This window comes from Cohnella candidum, from assembly GCF_003713065.1.
GTDB lineage: Bacteria > Bacillota > Bacilli > Paenibacillales > Paenibacillaceae > Cohnella > Cohnella candidum.
On the sequence record NZ_CP033433.1, the window covers coordinates 5229084 to 5250108 of the forward strand.

Sequence of the window (21025 nt, forward strand, 5' to 3'; positions counted from 1 at the left end):
AACGAACATGTCTACGAAATGGCAGCAGCTGGCGGATCGTACCGTCCAACAATTGAAAACCAACGCCTATCCGGGCCGCGGCATCGTGATCGGTTTGACGCCGGACGCAACGCGTTATGTGCAAGTGTACTGGATCATGGGAAGAAGCGAGAACAGCCGCAACCGCATTTTCGTGCCGGAAGAGAACGGATATTTGCGTACGGAAGCGCGCGATCCGGCGAAGCTGTCCGATCCGTCGCTCATTATCTATTATCCGCTTCGGCATGAAGGCGGAGCGCACATCGTGACGAACGGCGATCAAACCGACACCATTTGGGAATCGCTGAAGCAAGGCGGAACTTTCGAGCAAGCTTTGGCGCAGCGTACCTATGAGCCGGACCCGCCGAATTTCACCCCGCGCATCTCGGGCATCGTGGATCTGAACGATCGGCAGAACGCCTACAAGCTGTCCATCCTGAAGACGAACGAGAACGACGAGTCCCAAACGAAGCGCCAATTTTTCCATTATGAAAAGGCGATCGCGGGATTCGGCCATTTCATCTCGACGTACCAAGGCGACGGGAACCCGTTGCCCTCGTTCGCAGGCGAGCCGCAGCTCGCTCCGCTGTTCGATGACGATAATGAGACGGCCGGATTCTATTGGAACCTTTTGAACGAGGACAACAAAATTTCCTTGCTGGTCAAGTCGATCCGCATCGGAGACGGCGCGGTAAGTCTCACCGTGATCAACAAGGAATCCGAAGGAGGGGCCTGACTTGCGGATACTCGTCATCGGACGCGGCGGGCGCGAGCACGCCATCGTCTGGGCGCTGAAGCGCGCGGACGGCAGCCGGAAGATTTACTGCGCGCCCGGCAACGCGGGCATCGCGCAGCTCGCCGAGCTCGTGGACATCGGGGAGCTGGAATTCGACCGGCTCGTGAAGTTCGCGCAGGAACAGGAGATCGACCTCGTCGTCGTCGGACCCGACGATCCGCTCGCGGCCGGCATCGTGGACGCCCTCGAAGCGGGCGGGCTGCGCGTATACGGACCTCGCCAAAACGCGGCGGAAATCGAAGGCAGCAAAATTTTCATGAAAAACCTGCTGCACAAATACGGCATCCCGACGGCGAAATACGCGACGTTCACGGATTACGAGAGCGCGAAAGCTTATCTCGACGCGCAGGAGATTCCGATCGTGATCAAAGCCGACGGGCTTGCCGCCGGCAAAGGCGTGACCGTTTGCTTCAGCCGCGAGCAAGCGGACGAAGCACTCCGCGATACGATGCTGAACAAGTCCTTCGGGGCTGCGGGAGACAAAGTGGTCATCGAGGAATTCCTGGAGGGCCAGGAGATGTCGATCCTGGCGTTCGTGGACGGGGCGACGGTTCGGCCAATGTCGCCGGCGCAGGACCACAAGCCGGTGTTCGACGGGGACAAGGGACCGAACACGGGCGGCATGGGCACTTATTCGCCGCTGCCGCACATTCCCCAATCGATCATCGACGTGGCGATCGAGACGATCGTCGAACCGACGGCGCGCGCGATGGTGGCAGAGGGCCGGCCGTTCCGCGGCGTGCTTTTCGCCGGGCTCATGATCACCAAAGACGGGCCGAAAACGATCGAGTTCAACGCCCGTTTCGGAGATCCGGAAACCCAGGTCGTACTGCCGCGTCTGAAAACCGATTTGCTCGAGATTTTCCAGGCGTCCCTGGATGGGCGGCTCGATCGAATCGAGATCGAATGGAGCGACGAAGCGGCCGTGTGCGTCGTGCTCGCTTCGGAGGGCTACCCCGGCTCTTATCCGAAAGGATTGCCGATCGACGGGCTGGACCAAATCAGCGAGGATGACGCCCTGGTGTTCCATGCCGGTACGGCTTCCAAAGACGGCCGGTTCGTCACCAACGGCGGGCGCGTATTGGGCGTCGTCGGACGGGGGCGCGGCATCGCGGAAGCGCGGGACCGGGCTTACGCCGCGGCGGACCGCATAAACTTCCCCGGCAAGCAGAACCGCACGGACATCGCCGCCAAGGCGCTGGTATAACAAAACTCAAAGCCTCGAATCCGGAAAACGGAGTCGGGGCTTTTTCTATTCCCGGTAAAACAGGTTTTTGCGGCGGTAAATCACGTACAAAATGGCGTACACCGTGCCGGCAATCAGCAGCGACTCGACGACGTGATGGGAAACCCAGTCGATGAAAGCTTCCACAGGCTTAGCCTCCTCACCCGATTTCTGTGATTTTCCTAGTGTGCCCAAATGGTTTCGTATTTCTTGACAGCGGTGAAGGATCGTGATAACTTTAATCCATACTATTTTAATCGGAATTAAAGGAATTATGGAAACCGACCTAGGAGGACTCATCATGGAACGTACGATCACGCTGCAACACCAAGGCATTCCGCTCGCCGCCAGCATCCATTATCCGAAGCTTCAGGACAAGGACGCAGACCGCAAGCTTCCGCTCGTCGTCATCCTGCACGGATTCGTCGGCAGCCGCGTCGGCGTGGACCGCCTGTTCGTCCTCGCGGCCCGCGAATTCGCCGAGCGCGGCTCGATCGTCATCCGCTTCGATTTCGCCGGCTGCGGCGAGAGCGGCGGGGAGTACGGAGAGAACGGAATCGACTCGATGATCGCCCAAACCCGCACGGTACTGGACTACGGGTTGGGACTCGATTGCGTCGATCCGCTGAGGGTTACGCTCGTCGGGCACAGCCTGGGCGGCGCGATTGCTCTCCTGACCGGGGCGGCGGATCGGAGGGTCAAGTCCCTCGCGCTTTGGTCGCCGGTCGGCCATCCTTGGAGCGACATCACCCGCATCGTCGGCCGCGAAGTGTACGACCGGGCGATCTCCAAGGGGCGCGCCGATTATCTGGGCTACACGCTGACGCCGGCGTTTTTCGATTCGCTGCAGCTGCATCAGCCGTTCCAGCAAGCGGTCAAGTTCCACGGCGACGTGTTCTTGGCCCACGGCACGAGCGACGACACGATTCCGGCGGATTACACGTTCTTGCTCGAGAAGACGTTTTGGCTCCGGGGAGAAGGGCGCGTGGACAAGAACATCCTGTTCCAGGCGGACCATACCTATTCGAAAGGCGAGCATAAGGCCGAGCTGTTCCGGGCGACCGCCGACTGGCTGAACGCCTACGAAGAGCGCCAACGGGACTGGCATCATTGGAGCATTTAAAAATCGAACAAAATGACGGGATTCATCGAACAAAATGACGCCTTCTCTGCCGCGGTCAACTCTTAAGCGACAGAATGGCGAAGGAGTCAGAACAAACGTCGGTTCAGACGGGTAGCTCCATTCGGTACAATGTAAGCGCATCATGTATCGCTTGCAAAGGAGCAAACCCATGAACTTCGACCTTAACGTTGTGCCGTTCAGCCGAAGGGAATCTTTCCTTGCGGTATCGCTTTTGCCGGGGACGCCGGACCGGCCGGAAGGCCTTTATTTGCGCACCGTACGCGGCGGCGACGATAAGTTCGGAGAGGCTTTTCTCATAGAATTGATCGGTGCGGACGGCAGTCCGCTGCCGTTCCGGACCGATGCAAGGCCGGAACGCATCCGGCTCGAATCCGGATCCGGCGATGCCGAAATTTGCATGCCGGGCGGCGCGACGGTCCGGTTTCGCGCCAGGGGCTGCGGGGTGCGGCTGACCTTCCGGACGGGCGCTTACGATTACGCTTGCCCGGCTGTCGGCCCAAGCTGGGAAGTCAACAGCTTCACGCATGAGTGCCGCTTTCTGCTGACGCCGATCGCCGGTCATCTTCACGTGGAAGCGCCGTGGGATAAAACGAAAACCACCCGTATCGCCGCCGAATTCGTTCATTCGCAGGACGGAACAACGACGGAGTTCGCGGTGGAGGAATATCGCACGGTCCTGGAACCGCGCGTTTCCTGGGAACCGTTCGACGATGCCGCTCAGCGGGTGAAAGCGGAATTCGCGAAATGGCTGCAGGGCAGCCTTCCCGTGCCGGAGCGTCTGCATGCCGGACGGGAGCTGGCCGCCTACATCACTTGGTCTTGTCTCGTTCCGGCGGAGGGAAACCTGACCCGCCCGGCGATGTACATGTCGAAGAACTGGATGACCAACATCTGGAGCTGGGACCATTGCTTCAACGCGATGGCGCTCGTGCGGCAGGATCCGCGGCTTGCCTGGGACCAGTTCATGCTGTTCTTCGACCGGCAGGCGGAGAACGGTTTGATCCCGGACTTCGTCAACGATAAATATGAATTGTGGAATTGCAACAAACCTCCGATCCACGGATGGACGCTCTCCTGGATGATGGCGCGGACGGATTACATCCGGGAGGAACAATTGCGGGAAGTATACGGACCGCTCTCCAAATGGACCCGTTGGTGGTTCCGGTACCGCGACGGGGACGGCGACGGCATCCCCCAATACAACCACGGCAACGACTCGGGTTGGGACAACAGCACGGTGTTCCATAGAGGAATTCCGGTGGAAAGCCCGGATCTGGCAGCCTTTCTTATCCTCCAGGCTGAAGTGCTGGCGGAAATCGCCGGCCGTCTGGGGATGGCCGAAGAAGAGGCGGAATGGCGCCGGCTGGCGGATCTCACGTACGCCAAGATGATCGGGCATTTCTGGAAGGACGGCCGTTTCACCGCCTGCCTGTCCGGTACGCATGAGGAATCGGAAGGCGACAGCCTGCTCCTCTTCGTGCCCGTTCTGCTCGGCAAGCGGCTGCCCGATAATATCCGGAATGCGCTTCTGAACGGACTCAGGGAGAAAGGCCGCTTCTGGACGGCCAACGGTTGGGCGACCGAAAGCGTGTCGAGCCCGTTCTATGCGCCGGACGGTTACTGGAGAGGGCCGATTTGGGCGCCGTCCACGATGCTGCTCGTCGAGGGGGCGGCCGCCGCCGGGGACATGGAGCTGGCGCGGGAAGCCGCCGCCCGGTTCTGCGCCATGGCTTCCCGAAGCGGAATGGCGGAAAACTTCGACGCATTGACGGGCGAAGGGCTTCGCGATCGTGCGTTCACCTGGACCTCGAGCGTATTCCTGATCTTAGCGAACGAATATACGGCGTAAATCGCGATGCTTTCCCCCGTTCGGGCTTCCGGCGGGGGAGTCGTCGTTTGGGAAGAATACGCATCTGTCTGTCTCCGCAAGCGCATGCTAAACTTCATTTATGAAAGCAATCCGGGAGGAGGTTGGCGAAACCGTGACGTTCCGATCGTTGAAGCGGCTTTTCCCGTTCCGCAGCATGCGGGCCAAATTGCTCGTCTGCTTCCTCGTGGTCACGATCATTCCCTTGCTGACGCTCGGGGCCCTGTCTTATTACCAATCCGCGAAAATGGTCAATTCCCAGTTCGGCAAATACGGGGAAAACGCCGTCGCCCAGCTTGAGCAGCAGACAAGCTCCTATCTGAGCCGGATGAAGCAGACGACGGAAGCGATAAATTCCTACTTGCTCGATCCGGCGCGAGCGGACCTCGGCAACGTCGCGCCGACCGCTTACCAGGAGATCCTGGATAAAAACGATTTCGAGGATTTCCTGAAAGCGCTTCATACCGACCGTACCGCCGGCATATACGTCATCACGCGTTCGGGGTATTTCTATGGGGAGAATAACCTCGACGTCGCGAAGCTGGAACGTACCCTCGCTTGGGGAGCGGAATCCGATCCCGCCACAGGCGAAAACTGGCTCGGGTTCTACGTTCAGGAGCATATTGTCGATGCCGGCAGTCCGGAGCGGCCCGTCCTCGGCTTGGCCGTCTCGATCAACAATCCGTACGGAGCGCTCCGCGGAAGCAAGATATTGGTCGAAGAAAACGCGGAGGATTTGCTTCGCGCGTTCCGCCTGTTCGAACGGGATACGAAAGCCCATTTGAAAATCACGGATCCGAAGGGAAGGGTCATCTATGAAACGCAGCCCGGCATCCCGCCCGGAGACCGGGACATCGTATGGAAAAAGAATTTGTCCGCGAACGACTGGACGATCGAAGCCAGGCTCCCTGCCCGGGATTTCTTCCGTTCGTCCGGGATTATCCGGTCCAACACGGTCATGGCCGCCGCGGCTTCGTGCCTGCTCGCGTTCGGGTTCGCTTATTTGTTCTCGTCCCGCTTTACCGCCCGCATCCGCCGTTTGAAGGATTCGATGCAGAAGGTCAGCTTCGGCAAGCTGCACACGAGAACGAAAGTGGAAGCCCGGGATGAGCTCGGCAGCCTGGATATCAGCTTCAACAGCATGGTGGAGGGCATCCAGTCCCTGGTCCGGGAAGTGGAGCGCACCGAAGCGCTCAAGAAAGAAGCCGAACTGAGGGCTTTCCATTATCAAATCAATCCCCACCTGCTGTTCAACACGCTCAACTCCATCCAATGGAAGGCGAGATTGGCCGGAGCGGAAGACATCCGGCAAATGCTTTACCACCTCGCCATGGTGCTGGAAGGCAATCTGGAAATTACGCAAGAGCTGGTGCCTCTTGGCCGTGAGCTGCGCATCATCGAACATTATCTCAAAATCCAGGAAGTGCGGTACGGTCCCGTCTTCCGCTACGAGCTGGAATGCGACGAATCGCTGAAAGATTACCTGATTCCCCGAATGACGCTCCAGCCGTTGTTCGAAAATATATTTTTCCACGGCTTCGAAGACGGCAAAGGCGGCATACGCCTGACGATCAGGGAAGCGGGCAGCCTCCTGCAGCTTGTCCTTACCGACAACGGGACCGGCATTGCGCCCGATAAGCTGAAGCGGCTGCTTCAGCCCGACGCGAAACGGAAAGGAAAGGGAGGACTCGGGGTGCAGAACGTGGACCAGAAATTCAAGCTGCACTACGGCCCTCAGTATGGATTGACGGTTCAGTCGCGGGCCGGCCAAGGCACGACGGTCATGATCCAGTGGCCCAAAAAGGAGGACAACCGGAATGGCGGAGGCAAACACGATTAAAGTATTGATCGCGGACGACGAGAGCATCGTACGGAAAGGCCTGCAAGCCACCGTTCCCTGGCATAAATTCGGGATGGAAGTCGTGGCCGACGCACCTAACGGCCGCAAGGCTTGGGAAGCGTTCCTGGAGCACCGGCCGCAGGTGGTGATCACCGACATCGTCATGCCCGAGATGGACGGAATCGAGTTGTCCCGCAAAGTGAAAAACGAGGATCCGAACGCGAAAATCATCCTGCTCAGCTGCCACCGCGATTTTGAGTATGCCCAGCAGGGGATGAAAATCGGGGCTTCCGGGTATTTGCTCAAAACCGCCTTCGAGGACGACGAATTGGAAGGAATGCTCGAGAAGTTCCGCCGGGAACTTTCGGCTGCGCAGCCCGTTTCTCCCGAAGCGGGTGAAGCGGAAGACGAGCGCCTTGCCACCCTGCTTTATGCTTGGCTCAGCGGGCATGGCGGCCAATTTCAAGGAGAGATGGAGAAGCGAACGCGGGAGAATTGGCATTGGAACGGCCAGCCGGCCTATGTCTATCTGATCAAATCTTCAGGGAACGGAACGGAATGGCGCGAACTGCTTGGCGGGAAAGAAGGGAACGGGAACGGAGGGCCGGACGGTGCCGTCATTCCATTCGGCGAGCACCGCTGCTTCTGGATGTTTCCCCAGTCGGCGGCCGAGTCGGCGGACAGCCTGCTCGTCGCCCTGAAGAGCGAGAGGCCCCAGCTCCTATGGGCGAAGAAAGGGCCGCTGGAGAGCGCGGACGAACGGCTCCAGGCGATCCTGTCCTTGCATAAAGAAGCGGAATTGGAAAAATCGTACGGAGTCACCGCGGGCGATTGGCCGGAGCCGATCTGGAAAGCGGTCAAGCTGCTCCATGAGGATCCGGAGGCGGAATGGACGGTCGGCGACGTGGCCAAGGAAGTCGGACTCAGCCGGAGCCACTTTTCCATCCTGTTCAAGAGAACGGTCGGGGACAGCTTCGTCGCTTTCCAGTATAAGCGCAAGCTGAAGCTTTCTTACGGACTCTTGAAGGATACGCATCTGACGATGCAAGAGATCGCCGAGCGGACGGGACTGGGCGACAGCAAATATTTCAGCAAATGGTTCAAGCGCTGCACCGGTCTGACGCCCAGCCAATACCGCGCACGACAAAAAGACGGCAAGCCCAAAACAGAATGACACCCTCCGGCGCCCATCGAACAAAAGCGCACGAAGGTTCGGATGGTTATCGGTGTTGAACCGCTTTCAGGTTGGCTACAATGAAAGCGGTTCAATTATTTTATATCCGAATGAACAGGGGAGGCATACCGAATGAAAAAGAAATGGTCCATGGCGCTGGCGGCCACGACGATCGCGACGTTGCTGCTGACGGCATGCGGCGGAGGCGGAGGCGGCACGAGCGAAAGCGGCGCGCCGTCCGGATCCCCGGCGGCATCCGGCGGCGGTTCCGCCGGCACGCAGACGATCCGGTTCGCCACGTGGGATACGGGCGACGCCTTGAAGATCGAGCAGGACATCGCCAAGAAATTCGAAGAGAGCCATCCCGGCACGAAGATCCAGGTAGAGGCTTATGCCGACGGTTTCGACCAGAAGCTGGCCGCGGGCTTCGGCGCGACGAACCCGCCGGACGTGATGTACATGTGGGATTTCCCCACGTACCACCAATCGCTGGAACCCCTGGACGGATACGTGTCCAAGGACGCAAGCCTGAAAGTGGACGACTTCTACTCGGGACTGTTCAATTACGGCAAGATCGAAGGCAAGCTGTACGGCATTCCGGCCGGATTTACGAGCCGCGTCGTTTATTACAACAAGAAGCTGTTCGACGAAGCGAAGATCCCGTATCCGAAAGACGGCTGGACTTGGAACGATTTTCAGGCCATCTCCGCCAAGCTGAGCGACAAGGCGAAGAAGCAGTACGGCTTCGGCGTCCGGGCGTCGAACGACACATACGACTTGCAAGGGTTCGTATGGAGCAACGGAAGCTCCTTTATCTCCGATGACGGCAAGAAGATCGACGGTTATATGAACAGCAAGGAAACGGCGCAAGCCATCCAGGTTTTCGGCGACATGGTGAAAAACGGCTCGGCGGTGCTGGTCGGCGGCAAAGGCCAGCAAAGCGGAGAGGACATTTTCAAAGCCGGCAAGATCGCCATGTGGGAAAGCGGAATTTGGCCGCTCGAGTCGTTCAAGACGGCGGGCATCGACGTAGGCACCGTGGAAATGCCGGCGTTTCCGGGCAAACCGGTCAAAGGCGTCATCGCGGAATCCGCGCTCTCCATCGCCAAGGATTCGAAACAGAAGGATCTGGCTTGGGAATTCGTCAAATTCTACGTCTCCGACGAAGCCATCAAAATGCGCAAGGCCGATTTGCCCGTCCGGGTCAGCGTCGTGAACGAGCTGAAATTGGATCAGGATCCGCTGTACAAGCCGTTCTATACGATGCTTGAGCGTTCCGACAATACGCCGGCCTTCCTGCTCAACGCCAAATGGAATGAAGTCAACCGCCAGCTTTCGGCGGCGGTGGAAGCGGTCGTGCAGGGCAGCGACGCCCAGGACGCGCTCAACCAAGCCGTAAAAGACAGCGAGCGCTATTTGAAGTAGAACCGCGCAGAAAGAAGGTTAAGAGATGGCTCAGACCTACCCGCGTCACTCAGGGGAACAAACGGCCAGCCTCAAGCCTGCAAGGAAACGAAGCGGGGGTAGGGCGGTGCCCTACCTCTTCCTATTCCCTTGGATATTCGGATTCCTCGTGTTCACGCTGGGGCCGTTGCTGTTTTCGCTCATCATCTCGTTTTTCGATTGGCCGATCGTAGGGCAGGTTCACTTTATCGGGTTCGGCAATTATGCCGCCATGTTTACGGATGATCCGCTGTTTTGGAAATCGTTCGGCGTGACGATCAAGTTCGCCGCTTTGTTCGTGCCGCTCAACATCGCCGTGGCCCTCGGGCTCGCGCTGCTGCTCAACCAAAACACGAGAGGCACCGCCTTTTTCCGAACCGCCTTCTATTTGCCCTCGGTCATTTCGGGGGTCGCCCTGGCCATGATCTGGTCGTGGGTGTACAGCGGAGATTACGGCATCCTCAATTATTTTCTGTCCTTAGTCGGCGTGCAGGGCCCGGATTGGCTCAATGACAAGCATTGGTCCCTGGCCGCCATGGTCATTGCCAGCCTCTGGGGGCAAGGCTCCATGATGCTGATTTTCTTAGCCGGCTTGAAGGGGATTCCGAAAGACATTTACGAATCCGCTTCGATCGACGGCGCGGGCAAGCTCAGACAGTTCGCGAGCATCACGATTCCGATGCTGAGTCCGACGATCCTGTTCAACCTGATCACTTCGATCATCGCGGCGTTCCAACAGCTGACGCTGGCGCTTCTGCTCACCGGAGGCGGACCGCTGAAGTCGACTTACTTCTACGCCATGTACATGTACGAGAACGCGTTCAAATATTTCAAAATGGGCTATTCCGCGGCGAACGCTTGGTTCATGTTCCTCATCGTGCTCGTATTGACGCTCGCGGTGTTCAAAACGTCGGAAGCCTGGGTGTTCTACGAAGGGGAAATGAAGCGGAAAACGCCGGGAAGGAGGCGTGCGTCATGAAAAAGCTGCCGGTGTACGCCATGCTGTTCCTGTGCTCCCTTCTGTTCATCGCGCCGCTGTTCTGGGCGGTGACCACGGCGCTGAAGTCGCAGACCGAGCTGTACTTGTTTCCGCCCAAATGGATTCCGTCCGTTTGGAAGTTCGGCAATTTCGCCGAAGCCTGGACCAGCCAGCCGTTTAACCTGTTCTTGAAAAACACCCTCGCCGTGACCGCGCTATCGACGCTCGGACAACTGGTGTCGTGCGCCTTGGTCGCCTACGGTTTCGCGAGATTCACGTTCAAAGGCCGCGATTTCCTGTTCCTGGTCGTCCTCGCGACGATGATGATTCCGTGGGAAGTGACGATGATCCCGCAATACATGGAGTTCAATTACCTAGGCTGGATCAATACGCTCAAACCGCTCATCGTGCCGTCCTGGTTCGGTTCGGCGTACTTCATCTTCCTGCTGCGCCAATTCATTCTGACGATTCCGCGCGAGCTGGACGAAGCGGCGACGATCGACGGGGCGAGCAAGCTGGGCATCTTCCGGAAGATCATCGTTCCGCTGATGGGCCCGTCGCTGATTCTCGTCGCCGTGTTCCAAATGATGAACTGCTGGAACGACTACCTGGGGCCGCTCATTTTCCTGAACGACCAGTCGCAATACACGCTGACGCTCGGGCTGGCGCAATTCAAGGGAATGTACGGCGTCGACATGCAGTCCATCATGGCGGTGACCTGCCTGATCTCGATTCTGCCGCTCGTCGTGTTCTTTCTCGCGCAGCGTTATATCGTCGGGGGAATCGCGGGAACGGGCATCAAGGGCTAAATCGGGTTCGAACAACAAAGAGAGATTTCGGAGAGGAGCGGGAAAACCATGCGTTACGAAAAGGGAGAGCGCGACTGGGAGAACCTGGAGGTGCTCGAACGCAACCGCGCGAAGGGCCGGGCTTATTTCATTCCTTATTCCGATTCCGCCGATGCGCTCGGCGGCGACCGGGGGAGCTCCCCCTGGTTCCGTTCCCTGAACGGAGTTTGGAAATTCCATTTCGCGCAAGGACCCGAATGGGCGCCGGAACGGTTTCACGAAGAGGGTTTCGATACGTCGGATTGGGACGACATCCGCGTCCCCGGACACTGGCAGCTGCAGGGATACGGGAAGCCGCATTATACGGATTTATACTATCCTTTTCCGGTGGATCCGCCCCGGGTTCCGGACGTCAATCCGACAGGGAGCTATATACGGGAATTCGTCATGCCTGACCATTGGGACGGCAGAACGGTTTCCGTCAAATTCGACGGCGTGGACAGCGCGTTCCACCTCTGGGTGAACGGAGCGTTCGTCGGCTACAGCCAAGGGAGCCGGCTGACTTCGGAATTCGACCTGACTCCTTATGTGCGGAGCGGTTCCAACCGCATGGCGGTGCGCGTCTATCAATGGTCGGACGGCAGCTATTTGGAAGACCAGGACATGTGGTGGATGAGCGGGATTTTCCGGGACGCGTATTTGATTTCGGAGCCGGCGGACGTCCGTATCCGGGATTACTCCGTCGTCACGGAGCTGGACGGTGATTACCGTGACGCGGTGCTGTCGGTCCGGCTGGAACTCGCGGGGCATTCGCCTGCCGGCCGTGTTCGCCTTCGGCTGTTGGACGCGGCAGGGGAGGAAATCGCCCAGGAGGAGCAACCGATCGGCGGTACGACGCTCGCGTTCGCCCTTCCGGTTGAAGAGCCTGCGTTGTGGAGTGCGGAGTCCCCATATCTGTACCGGCTGACCATAGAGCTTACGGATTCGGACGGCCGCGTTGCCGAGGCCGTGGCCGAACGGGTCGGCTTCCGCAAGGTGGAGGTCCGGGACGGCCGGTTTCGGGTGAACGGCAAGGCGATCCTGCTGAAGGGCGTCAACCGGCACGACCATCATCCGGACACGGGCCGCACCGTGTCGCTGCAGACGATGACGGAAGACGTGCTCATGATGAAGCGGCATAACATCAATGCGGTCCGCACGGCGCATTATCCGAACGATCCGCGCTTCTACGCCCTGTGCGACGAATACGGCCTCTACGTCATGGAAGAAGCGGATCTCGAAACGCACGGGTTCCAGTTGACGGGGAACCTGTCGCGGTTAAGCGACGATCCCGCCTGGCAGGAAGCGTATGTCGACCGGGTGCGCCGGATGGTGGAACGCGACAAGAACCGGCCTTCGGTGATCTTCTGGTCGCTCGGCAACGAATCCGGCTTCGGCTGCAATTTCCGCGCGATGGCCGCGTGGTGCAGGCAGGCGGATCCGACCCGGCTGATCCATTACGAGGAGGACCGGGAAGCGGAAGTATGCGACGTCGTGAGCACCATGTATTCCTCGGTCGAGAAGATGGAGGGCTTCGGCCGGATGGAAGACCATCCGAAGCCGCATATCCTGTGCGAATTCGCCCACGCCATGGGCAACGGCCCGGGCGGGCTGAAAGAATATTTCGAGACGTTCGACGCTTACCCAAGGCTTCAGGGAGGCTTCGTGTGGGAGTGGATCGACCACGGTCTCCGCATGGAGACGGGGGGAAATGACGATTACGCTTACGGCGGGGATTTCGGAGACGTTCCGAACAACGGCAATTTCGTCATCGACGGCCTTGTCCGGCCGGACCGGACGCCGTCTCCGGGGTTGATCGAATACAAGAAAATCATAGAACCCGTCCGAGTCGAGCAAGTCGGCGGCCGCACGGTGCGGGTGACGAACCGCTACGATTTCCTCACGCTGGACCATTTGCATGCCTGCTGGAGTTTGACCGCGGACGGCCGGACCGTTCGCAGCGGCACGGTAACGCTGCCGCGGATCGGCCCCGGCGAGAGCGCCGAACTGGCCATCCCGGCCGCAGCGGCGGAATCGGAAGCTGAGCCGTGGCTGAATTTGTCGTTCACGCTCGCGGCGGATCACGTTTGGGCGGAACGCGGACATGAAGTGGCTTGGGCACAGTTCCCATGGCAAGCTCCGGCTGAGACTGCGGTTACGGTGAAGAAAGTGGCCCACGTCCGCCCTCACAGGAAGTTGTCGAGCGTTCAGGAAGGCCGGATGCTCGTGCTGGAGAACGATACGGCCCGCATCGTCTTCGATCCGACGCGGACGGGAATCGCTTCGTTGCGTACTCACGGCCTGGAGCTCGTGAACGGCGGTCCCCGCCTTCATTTCTGGCGGGCGCCGATCGACAACGACATGTACGTCGTCGAGGATTGGCGCAAGGCGCAACTGGACCGGCTCACGGAAAGGATCGACGGCTTCCGCGTCGACCGCTTGGACGAAACGGCGGTCCGCGCCGTCTGGACGTCGCGCATCGCGCCTCCGGTCTACGATTGGGGATTCCGCTGCGAGACGGCTTATACGGTAACGGGCACGGGATTGATCGTCATCGACGTGCACGGAGTTCCGGAAGGCAAACCTCCGGAGATGCTGCCCAAGATCGGGCTGCAGATGGAGCTGCCGGGACGGATGGATCAGGTGAAGTGGTATGGGCGGGGCCCGGGAGAGAGCTATGCGGACAGCAAGCAAGCCGCGCGGATCGGCGTCTACGGGAACACCGTCGACGGTCTCCATACCCCCTATGTGTACCCCCAGGAGAACGGCAACCGGACCGACGTCCGCTGGGTATCGGTGACGGACCGGGCCGGCAACGGGTTGCTCGCCGCCGGGTCTCCCGTTTTGGAATTCAGCGCCCGCCGGTATACGGACCATGATCTGGAAGCGGCTCGGCATGCCGGCGACTTGAAGCCGCGCGATTTCATCACGCTGAACCTGGATTACCGCCAGAACGGCCTTGGAAGCAACAGCTGCGGACCGGCACAGCTTCCGGCATACGCGTTGAAGGCGGAAGAGTTCCGATTCCGCGTGCTGTTGAAGCCGTATTCGTCGGGAGACGAAGCGCCCGAACGGCTGAGCCGCCGAATGGCGGCCGAAGCCGCGGAAATGCGAAAGGAGGAAGGCATCCATGCTTAACGCGCAAGACGTATTGAATCTTTCCGGCAAGGTTGCGGTCGTGACCGGCGGAGCGTCGGGGATCGGGCTGGCTACGGCCAAACTGCTCGCGTCCTTCGGCGCGCATGCCGTCCTGCTCGATATCAACGAAGCGGAAGGGGAGCGGGCCGCTTCGGAAATCCGGAGCGGCGGCGGGTCAGCCGGCTTCTACCGCTGCGACGTGTCATCCGCGGACAATTGCCGGCTTGTCGTCTCCGAGATCGAGTCGGCGCTCGGACGGATCGACATCCTGTTCAACAACGCCGGCATCATCCGCCGCAAAACGGTGGTGGAGCTGGAGGAACGAGACTGGGATCTCGTGGTGGACGTTTCCCTGAAGGGAGTCTACCTGCTTTCCAAATACGTCATCCCGGTCATGGCGCGCGGCGGTGGCGGAAGCATCATCAATTCCGGCTCCGGTTGGGGCCTCAAGGGCGGCGACCGCGCCGCGGCTTACTGCGCCGCCAAAGCGGGCGTCGTCAACCTGACGCGCGCGATGGCCATCGATCACGGCAAGGACAACATCCGCGTCAACTGCGTATCGCCCGGCGACACGGATACCCCGCTGCTGCGGGATGAAGCGAAGCAGCTGCGGCAGGACGAGGCGGCATTCCTCGCCGACTCCGCGCGCGGACGTCCGCTGGAGCGGCTCGGCACGCCGCAGGATATCGCCAATGCGGTGCTGTTCCTTGCCGGCGACCTGTCCGCATGGGTGACGGGAAGCGTGCTCGTGGTGGACGGCGGCGGCATAGCGTGACGAATAACGCGGGAGGATTCCCGATCAAATAGAATGGAGGCGTACCCTTTGACCCGAACCCGGACTTTTGCCCATCCTTATATTCCGAATACGGTCCCGGAAGTCCAGGCCGAGATGCTGAAAGAGATCGGCCTGGATTCGGTCGATCAGCTCCACGACGCGATCCCCGAATCGCTCAAGCTGAACCGGGACATGAAGCTTCCGCCGGCGATGACGGAACACGAGCTCCGCCGGCATATCGACGCCCTTCTCGCCAAAAACAAGCACGGCGGCGCTTATCTGAATTTTCTCGGAGCCGGATGCTGGCAGCATTTCGTTCCCGCCGTTTGCGACGAAATCAACCAGCGGTCGGAATTCGTGACCGCTTACGCGGGCGAGCCTTATGAAGACCACGGCCGCTTCCAGGCGCTGTTCGAATACCAAAGCCTGATCGCCGAGCTCGTGGACATGGACGTGGTGAACGTCCCGACTTTCGACTGGGCGCAAGCCGCTTCGACGGCGATCCGAATGGCGGGCCGGATTACCGGCCGCCGGACGGCGCTCCTGCCGAAATCGGCGGACCCGGATAAAATCATGATCATTCGAAACTACTGCACGCCCGTTATGGAGCTGCGGCTCGTGGAGATTGACTCCGCTACCGGGCGCATCGACCTGGACGATCTGCGCGCCAAGCTGGATGCTGATACGGCCGCGGTTTACTTCGAAAACCCGGGTTACCTCGGCATTATAGAGGATCAAGGCAGCGCCATATCGGCGTTGGCCCATGAGGCCGGGGCCGTATCCATCGTCGGCGTGGACCCCATCTCGCTCGGCGTCCTGCAGCCGCCCGGCGGCTATGGCGCCGATATCGTCTGCGGGGATCTGCAGCCGCTCGGCATGCATATGAACTACGGCGGCGGGCAGGCCGGCTTCATCGCTACGCGGGACGAAGAAACTTACGTGATGGAATACCCTTCCCGCCTGTTCGGCATCGTGCCGACCGAGGTCGAAGGCGAATACGGCTTCGGCGACGTCGCTTACGAGCGGACCTCGTTCGCCCTGCGCGAGAAAGGGAAGGAATCCGTCGGGACCCAGACGGCATTGTGGGGCATCACCGCAGGCGTGTATTTGTCCCTGATGGGTCCTTACGGCATGCAAGAGCTCGGCGGCACCATCATGCAGAAATCGCAATACGCGGCGAAAAAACTCGCGGCGATCCCGGGAGTCGGCCTGCGTTTCCCCGGCACCGCGTTTTTCAAAGAATTCGTCGTCGATTTCAACGGAACGGGGTTAAAGGTGGCGGAAATCAACCGGCGCCTTGCCGAGGCCGGTATTTTCGGCGGCAAGGACTTGTCCGGCGGGTTCCCGGAATGGGGCCAATGCGCGCTGTACTGCGTGACCGAAATACACTCCAAGGCGGATTTGGACCGGCTGGCGGAAGCGATCGCGAAGATCGTCGCCAAGCCGTAACCCTTCGCCCGATGAAAGGAAGGACATGACGCCATGAAACGGATTCGCAGAGACCATCAAGTGCGGCGATTCCACCAAGCGAAGTGGGATGAGCCGGTCATATTCGAGCTTCACCGCCCGGGTGAGCGGGGGGTCATCCCTCCGGGGAGCGAGGAATCCCTTGCGGCCGAGGTCGGGGACGGTACGGGCCGGATTCCCGACTCCATGCGGCGGAGCGAATTGCCGAAGCTGCCGGAAATCGGGCAGGCCAAGGTGCTCCGGCATTATTTGCGGCTGTCCCAGGAGACGCTGGGTTCCGACCTCAACGTCGAAATCGGACAGGGTACCTGTACGATGAAATACATTCCGAGGATCAATGAGATGCTGATCCGCACGCCCCATCTGACGGAGCTGCATCCGCTGCAGGATGAAGAATCGGTGCAGGGCATGCTGGAAATTTTCCACCGGACGGATCTCGCGATGAGGGAAATTTCCGGCATGGACGCCTTCTCGTTCCAGTCGAGCAGCGGCACGCAGGCGTTGCTGGCCATGGCCTCGATCGTCCGCGCGTATCACGAATCGCGGGGCGAAGGCGACACGCGCGACGAAATCATCACCACGATTTTCTCCCACCCCTCCCAAGCGGCGACGGCGGCGGTGAAGGGCTATAAAATCATCACCTTGCATCCGGACGAGGACGGGTTCCCGGATCTCGAGAAGCTGAAGAAGGCCGTTTCCCCGCGGACGGCCGGATTCGTGGTCGCCAACCCGGAGGATACGGGCATTTACAATCCCCGGATCCGCGAATTTACCGACGTCGTGCACGCGGCGGGCGGCGTCTGCTATTACGACCAGGCGAACGCGAACGGCCTGCTCGGCATTACGCGCGCCAAGGAAGCGGGCTTCGACATGTGCTTCTTCAACCTGCACAAAACGTTCGCCGCTCCCCACATGTGCGGCGGTCCGGCAACGGGGGCGCTCGGGGTTGCCGAGCCGTTCAAACGGTTTTTGCCGGGACCCGTCGTCGATCTGGAGAATGGCCGCTACGTGCTGAAAGGCCAGGAGGACGGAAGCATAGGCAAAGTGCGCAGCTTCCACGGCGTGGCCCAAACCGTGCTTCGCGCCTATGCCTGGATCATGAGCCTGGGACCTGACGGGCTGCGGGACGTGGCCCGGATCGCCGTGCTGAACAACAACTACCTGTATCATAAAATCTTGAAAATCCGCGGGGCGAGCGCGCCCTATATCCGGGGACGCCGCCTGGAACAGGTGCGCTACAGCTGGAAGCAGCTGACCGATGAGACGGGCGTCACGACGGAAGACATTACGCGCAGGATGTGCGATTTCGGCCTGCATTACTGGACTTCCCATCATCCTTATATCGTGCCGCAGCCGTTCACGCTGGAGCCGACCGAGTCTTATTCCAAAGAAGACCTGGACGAATATATCCGCGCTTTGGAGCACATTTCGAACGAAGCTTATTCGAACCCCGAAGCGGTGAAGACGGCCCCGCACAACAGCACCGTCCACCGGAACGACGAATCGTCGCTTGACGATCCGAAGCAATGGTGCATCACGTGGCGGGCTTATTTGAAAAAAGCGCAGGAGAATTGAATGTTCGGGTACTTCAAGGACATGCTGCGCCTGCCCGGCGGAGTCCGCCGTTTTCTGGCGACCGAAGCGCTGTACGGGATCGGGATCGGCATGTATGCGCTTGTTCTCAATCTTCATCTCTTGTCGCGGGGATTGAGGGAAGACGAGATCGGCAAGCTGGCTTCCGCGGGCATTCTGATCATGGGGGCGCTGGCCATTCCGGTGTCGTTGCTTGCGAACCGTCTGGGCCGGAAACGTCTGCTTGTCGCGGGCATTCTGTTCATCGCCGCCGGAAACTTCATTTACGCGGCCGCGGTCGAACGCGCTCTCTTCTATGGCGCGCAAGCCGCCGTTTCCATCGGGCTTGTGCTCGTGGAGACGACCGAGGTTCAGCTGCTGTTCCAATACTGTTCAAGCAGGAAGGACGAGGCGCGGGCGTATTCGCTGATGTTCGCCGTTTTTACCGCCTTTTCCGGCGCGGGTACGCTGCTCGCGGGACACTTGCCCGGCGGACAGGGGGGATCGGGAGATTACCGGCTCCCCCTGCTGCTCGCCGGTTTCGTATTGCTCGCGCACGGCATCGTCCGGTTTCTATGGCTTCCGGGCGATCGAAGCGCAGCCGCCGGGAAGGAAAACGGGCGTCCTCTCTCCACCTCCCGCGGTATGCGAACGTTGCTTGCGGATAAGCGGCTTTGGCTGTTCTCCCTCTTCCTGGCTTTGCTGGGGGGCGCTTCTTCGCTCACGGGATCGTTCCTGAACGTCATCGTGAAATTCCGGCTTCATTGGACGGACGACAAAGTTTCCCTGCTGCTGGCTCTGGGAGGGTTGGTCCTGTTCGCCGCATCGCTGCTGACTCCGTGGGTGATGGAACGCTTCGGTGCAGAGGCGGCGATCGCCGCCGCGTTCATCGGCAACGTCGCGCTGTTCGCCTTGCTCTACCTGCGAATGCCGGTGCCGCTGTTCACGGTCCTGTTCCTGCTCCGGGGAGGAGGGCTCACGTTGCTCTCGAATCTGGCGGACAGCCGGTTGATGTCCGTTTTCGCGGACGGCGAGCGGAACCTTTTCGCGGGCATGCGTTCGGTATTCCGCAGCGCGGGTTCATCCGCCGCGACATGGTTCGCGGGTTGGATCATGGCCGGAGAGGATTACAGACTCCCGTTTGCGTTGACTGCCGCCGCGCTGCTGCTTGGCTATCTGCTCTTCCGCCGTTGGATCCGCCCCCTGGTTGACGGCGTGACCCGAGGCTCGGAGAAAGATCAACGAAAGGAGCCGTCTTTGTCCGCTTAGCGGCAAAGGCGGTTTCTTTTTGTCGATTTACCCCTGATGCCGAGCGTCGCTGTCGGTACGCAGCATTCGCCGAAGCGGCTTAACGGGAAAAGTTCCCGCTATTTTGCGGTTTTTTACGGTTTTCTTAAAATTAATGGGAAAAAGTCCAACTAATCTGATCGTTTCATGGTAAAGGATGCTTTTAGGGTAATTTTAGGGGTAAGTTTTCCTGTTATTATTGCCAATCATCAATCTCTCGGATATTTAGTGGGAGTTATTCCCGCTAAATGTCGACTACTCGAAAAAAGTCGGAAATATTTTTCAAAAAATCCTTCTTTCGGTCTATCCGAACCGCGGTTTGCATCGTCTAATGAGTATCCCAATGACGAGCAAAAAGCGGGAAGGTGAAGAGCATGAAGGAAAAACGGTCGCCCCGAACGGGAAAATGGGGCTTGATGCTTATAGGAGCTTTGCTGCTGGGAAGCCAGGCGGGGTGCCATTTTGAAGGAGGATGGATCGGAAGCGTGCTTGCGGCGGAACCGGCGGGGCCGGAGGATGCGGATGATCTCGATCCGCTGCAGATCGGAATTCCGCCTTCCGGCAGCCCCGCGGAATCGCCGGCGACCGAGACGCCGGAGGGTGGAGCTCCCGTACCGGCGAAGCTCGGACCGCCCGGCGGAGGAGCCCCGCCGCCGGTCTCGACGACGGCGCCGGACCCGTCCCCTCCGCCGGCGGCCAGCCCGGACCCCGGTCCCGTCGCAACGAAGCCGCCTTCCGAACCGTCTCCGCCGACCAAACCGCCGGCGGCCGCGAAGCCGGAAAAACCGGCGCCATCGAAGAAAGAGCGCAAGGTACTGGCGCTTACGTTCGACGACGGGCCGGACGGCAAGTATACGCCTCAGGTGCTGGACATTTTGAAAGAGTACGGCGTGAAAGCGACCTTCTTCGTGGTCGGCACGCAGGTGGAGAAAAATCCGGACACGATGAAGCGGATCCTGAAGGAAGGACACGACATCGGCAACCACAGCTGGTCGCACGCCGATCTGACCAAGTTGTCTGGTCAGGCGCTCGCCGACCAGATCGACCGCACGCAGAAAGCCGTGGAGAAAGCGACCGGCGGCTATACGCCGGATCTGGTTCGGGCGCCTTACGGTTCCGTCTCCAAGCCCTTACTGGACTATGTGCATGAAAAAGAACTGCACCACGTGCTATGGACGGTCGATCCGAGAGACTGGGCAGGGACTTCGGTCTCCGCCATGCGCGCCAATATCCGGAAACACGCCCGTCCGGGAGGCGTCATCCTGCTCCATTCGTTCGGCGGCAAGAAAGACGCGCTGGAGCACACGATCGAATTGCTGCCCATCATCATCCAAGATCTGAAGAAAGCCGGTTACGAATTCGTCACCATCGACGACATGATCGATTCCCAAACCGCGAACTCATCCGTCATTAAATAAGCACGATCAACCGAAGCGGAGCATGCCGCTTCGGTTTTTATTTTCTCTTAGATTA

15 protein-coding genes are annotated in these 21025 nt (G+C 59.8%); all 15 read left to right on the forward strand.

Annotated features, from left to right (window positions below; genetic code table 11):
- Window positions 1–7 precede the first annotated feature (7 nt).
- The 15 genes from EAV92_RS24100 to EAV92_RS24170 all read left to right on the forward strand — a co-directional run bounded on the left by EAV92_RS24100 (window position 8) and on the right by EAV92_RS24170 (window position 20970).
- Window positions 8–754 carry an IMP cyclohydrolase gene (locus tag EAV92_RS24100; protein WP_123043434.1) on the forward strand — a complete coding sequence of 249 codons (747 nt, stop codon included), beginning with the start codon at window positions 8–10 and terminating at the stop codon, window positions 752–754.
- 1 nt (window position 755) lies between these two features.
- Window positions 756–2021, forward strand: a complete 1266-nt coding sequence (purD, locus tag EAV92_RS24105; RefSeq protein ID WP_123043435.1) for a phosphoribosylamine--glycine ligase — start codon at window positions 756–758, stop codon at window positions 2019–2021.
- 319 nt (window positions 2022–2340) lie between these two features.
- The gene (locus EAV92_RS24110; RefSeq protein WP_123043436.1) at window positions 2341–3162 is read left to right on the forward strand and encodes an alpha/beta hydrolase; all 822 of its coding nucleotides are present in this window, start codon (window positions 2341–2343) and stop codon (window positions 3160–3162) included.
- Between the two features lie 169 nt (window positions 3163–3331).
- Window positions 3332–5032 (forward strand): amylo-alpha-1,6-glucosidase, encoded by a 1701-nt coding sequence (locus EAV92_RS24115; RefSeq protein WP_123043437.1) that lies wholly within the window; start codon window positions 3332–3334, stop codon window positions 5030–5032.
- 133 nt (window positions 5033–5165) lie between these two features.
- On the forward strand, window positions 5166–6890 hold the full coding sequence (locus EAV92_RS24120) for a sensor histidine kinase (protein ID WP_338134385.1): 1725 nt from the start codon (window positions 5166–5168) through the stop codon (window positions 6888–6890).
- On the forward strand, window positions 6868–8064 hold the full coding sequence (locus tag EAV92_RS24125; RefSeq protein ID WP_123043439.1) for a response regulator: 1197 nt from the start codon (window positions 6868–6870) through the stop codon (window positions 8062–8064). The genes EAV92_RS24120 and EAV92_RS24125 overlap by 23 nt, the downstream gene beginning before the upstream one ends.
- A gap of 132 nt (window positions 8065–8196) precedes the next feature.
- Complete coding sequence (locus tag EAV92_RS24130; RefSeq protein WP_123043440.1) at window positions 8197–9489, forward strand: ABC transporter substrate-binding protein; 1293 nt, start codon at window positions 8197–8199, stop codon at window positions 9487–9489.
- Window positions 9490–9514: 25 nt separating this feature from the next.
- Window positions 9515–10486: a carbohydrate ABC transporter permease gene (locus EAV92_RS24135; protein WP_123043441.1), complete on the forward strand. Its 972-nt coding sequence runs from the start codon at window positions 9515–9517 to the stop codon at window positions 10484–10486.
- Window positions 10483–11295 carry a carbohydrate ABC transporter permease gene (locus tag EAV92_RS24140; RefSeq protein ID WP_123043442.1) on the forward strand — a complete coding sequence of 271 codons (813 nt, stop codon included), beginning with the start codon at window positions 10483–10485 and terminating at the stop codon, window positions 11293–11295. Before EAV92_RS24135 ends, EAV92_RS24140 begins: the two co-directional genes overlap by 4 nt.
- 48 nt (window positions 11296–11343) lie before the next feature.
- Entirely contained in the window at window positions 11344–14451 is a 3108-nt protein-coding gene (gene lacZ / locus EAV92_RS24145; RefSeq protein ID WP_123043443.1) for a beta-galactosidase, LacZ type, read from the forward strand.
- Window positions 14444–15226: an SDR family NAD(P)-dependent oxidoreductase gene (locus EAV92_RS24150; RefSeq protein ID WP_123043444.1), complete on the forward strand. Its 783-nt coding sequence runs from the start codon at window positions 14444–14446 to the stop codon at window positions 15224–15226. The genes lacZ and EAV92_RS24150 overlap by 8 nt, the downstream gene beginning before the upstream one ends.
- 33 nt (window positions 15227–15259) lie before the next feature.
- Window positions 15260–16675, forward strand: coding sequence for an aminomethyl-transferring glycine dehydrogenase subunit GcvPA (gene gcvPA, locus EAV92_RS24155; RefSeq protein WP_206424266.1), 1416 nt, complete (start codon window positions 15260–15262; stop codon window positions 16673–16675).
- A gap of 33 nt (window positions 16676–16708) precedes the next feature.
- Window positions 16709–18268, forward strand: a complete 1560-nt coding sequence (gene gcvPB, locus EAV92_RS24160) for an aminomethyl-transferring glycine dehydrogenase subunit GcvPB (RefSeq protein ID WP_123043445.1) — start codon at window positions 16709–16711, stop codon at window positions 18266–18268.
- Window positions 18269–19534: an MFS transporter gene (locus EAV92_RS24165; protein WP_123043446.1), complete on the forward strand. Its 1266-nt coding sequence runs from the start codon at window positions 18269–18271 to the stop codon at window positions 19532–19534.
- Window positions 19535–19926: 392 nt separating this feature from the next.
- A complete protein-coding gene (locus tag EAV92_RS24170; protein ID WP_123043447.1) occupies window positions 19927–20970 on the forward strand; it encodes a polysaccharide deacetylase family protein in 1044 nt (347 codons plus the stop codon).
- Window positions 20971–21025 lie beyond the last annotated feature (55 nt).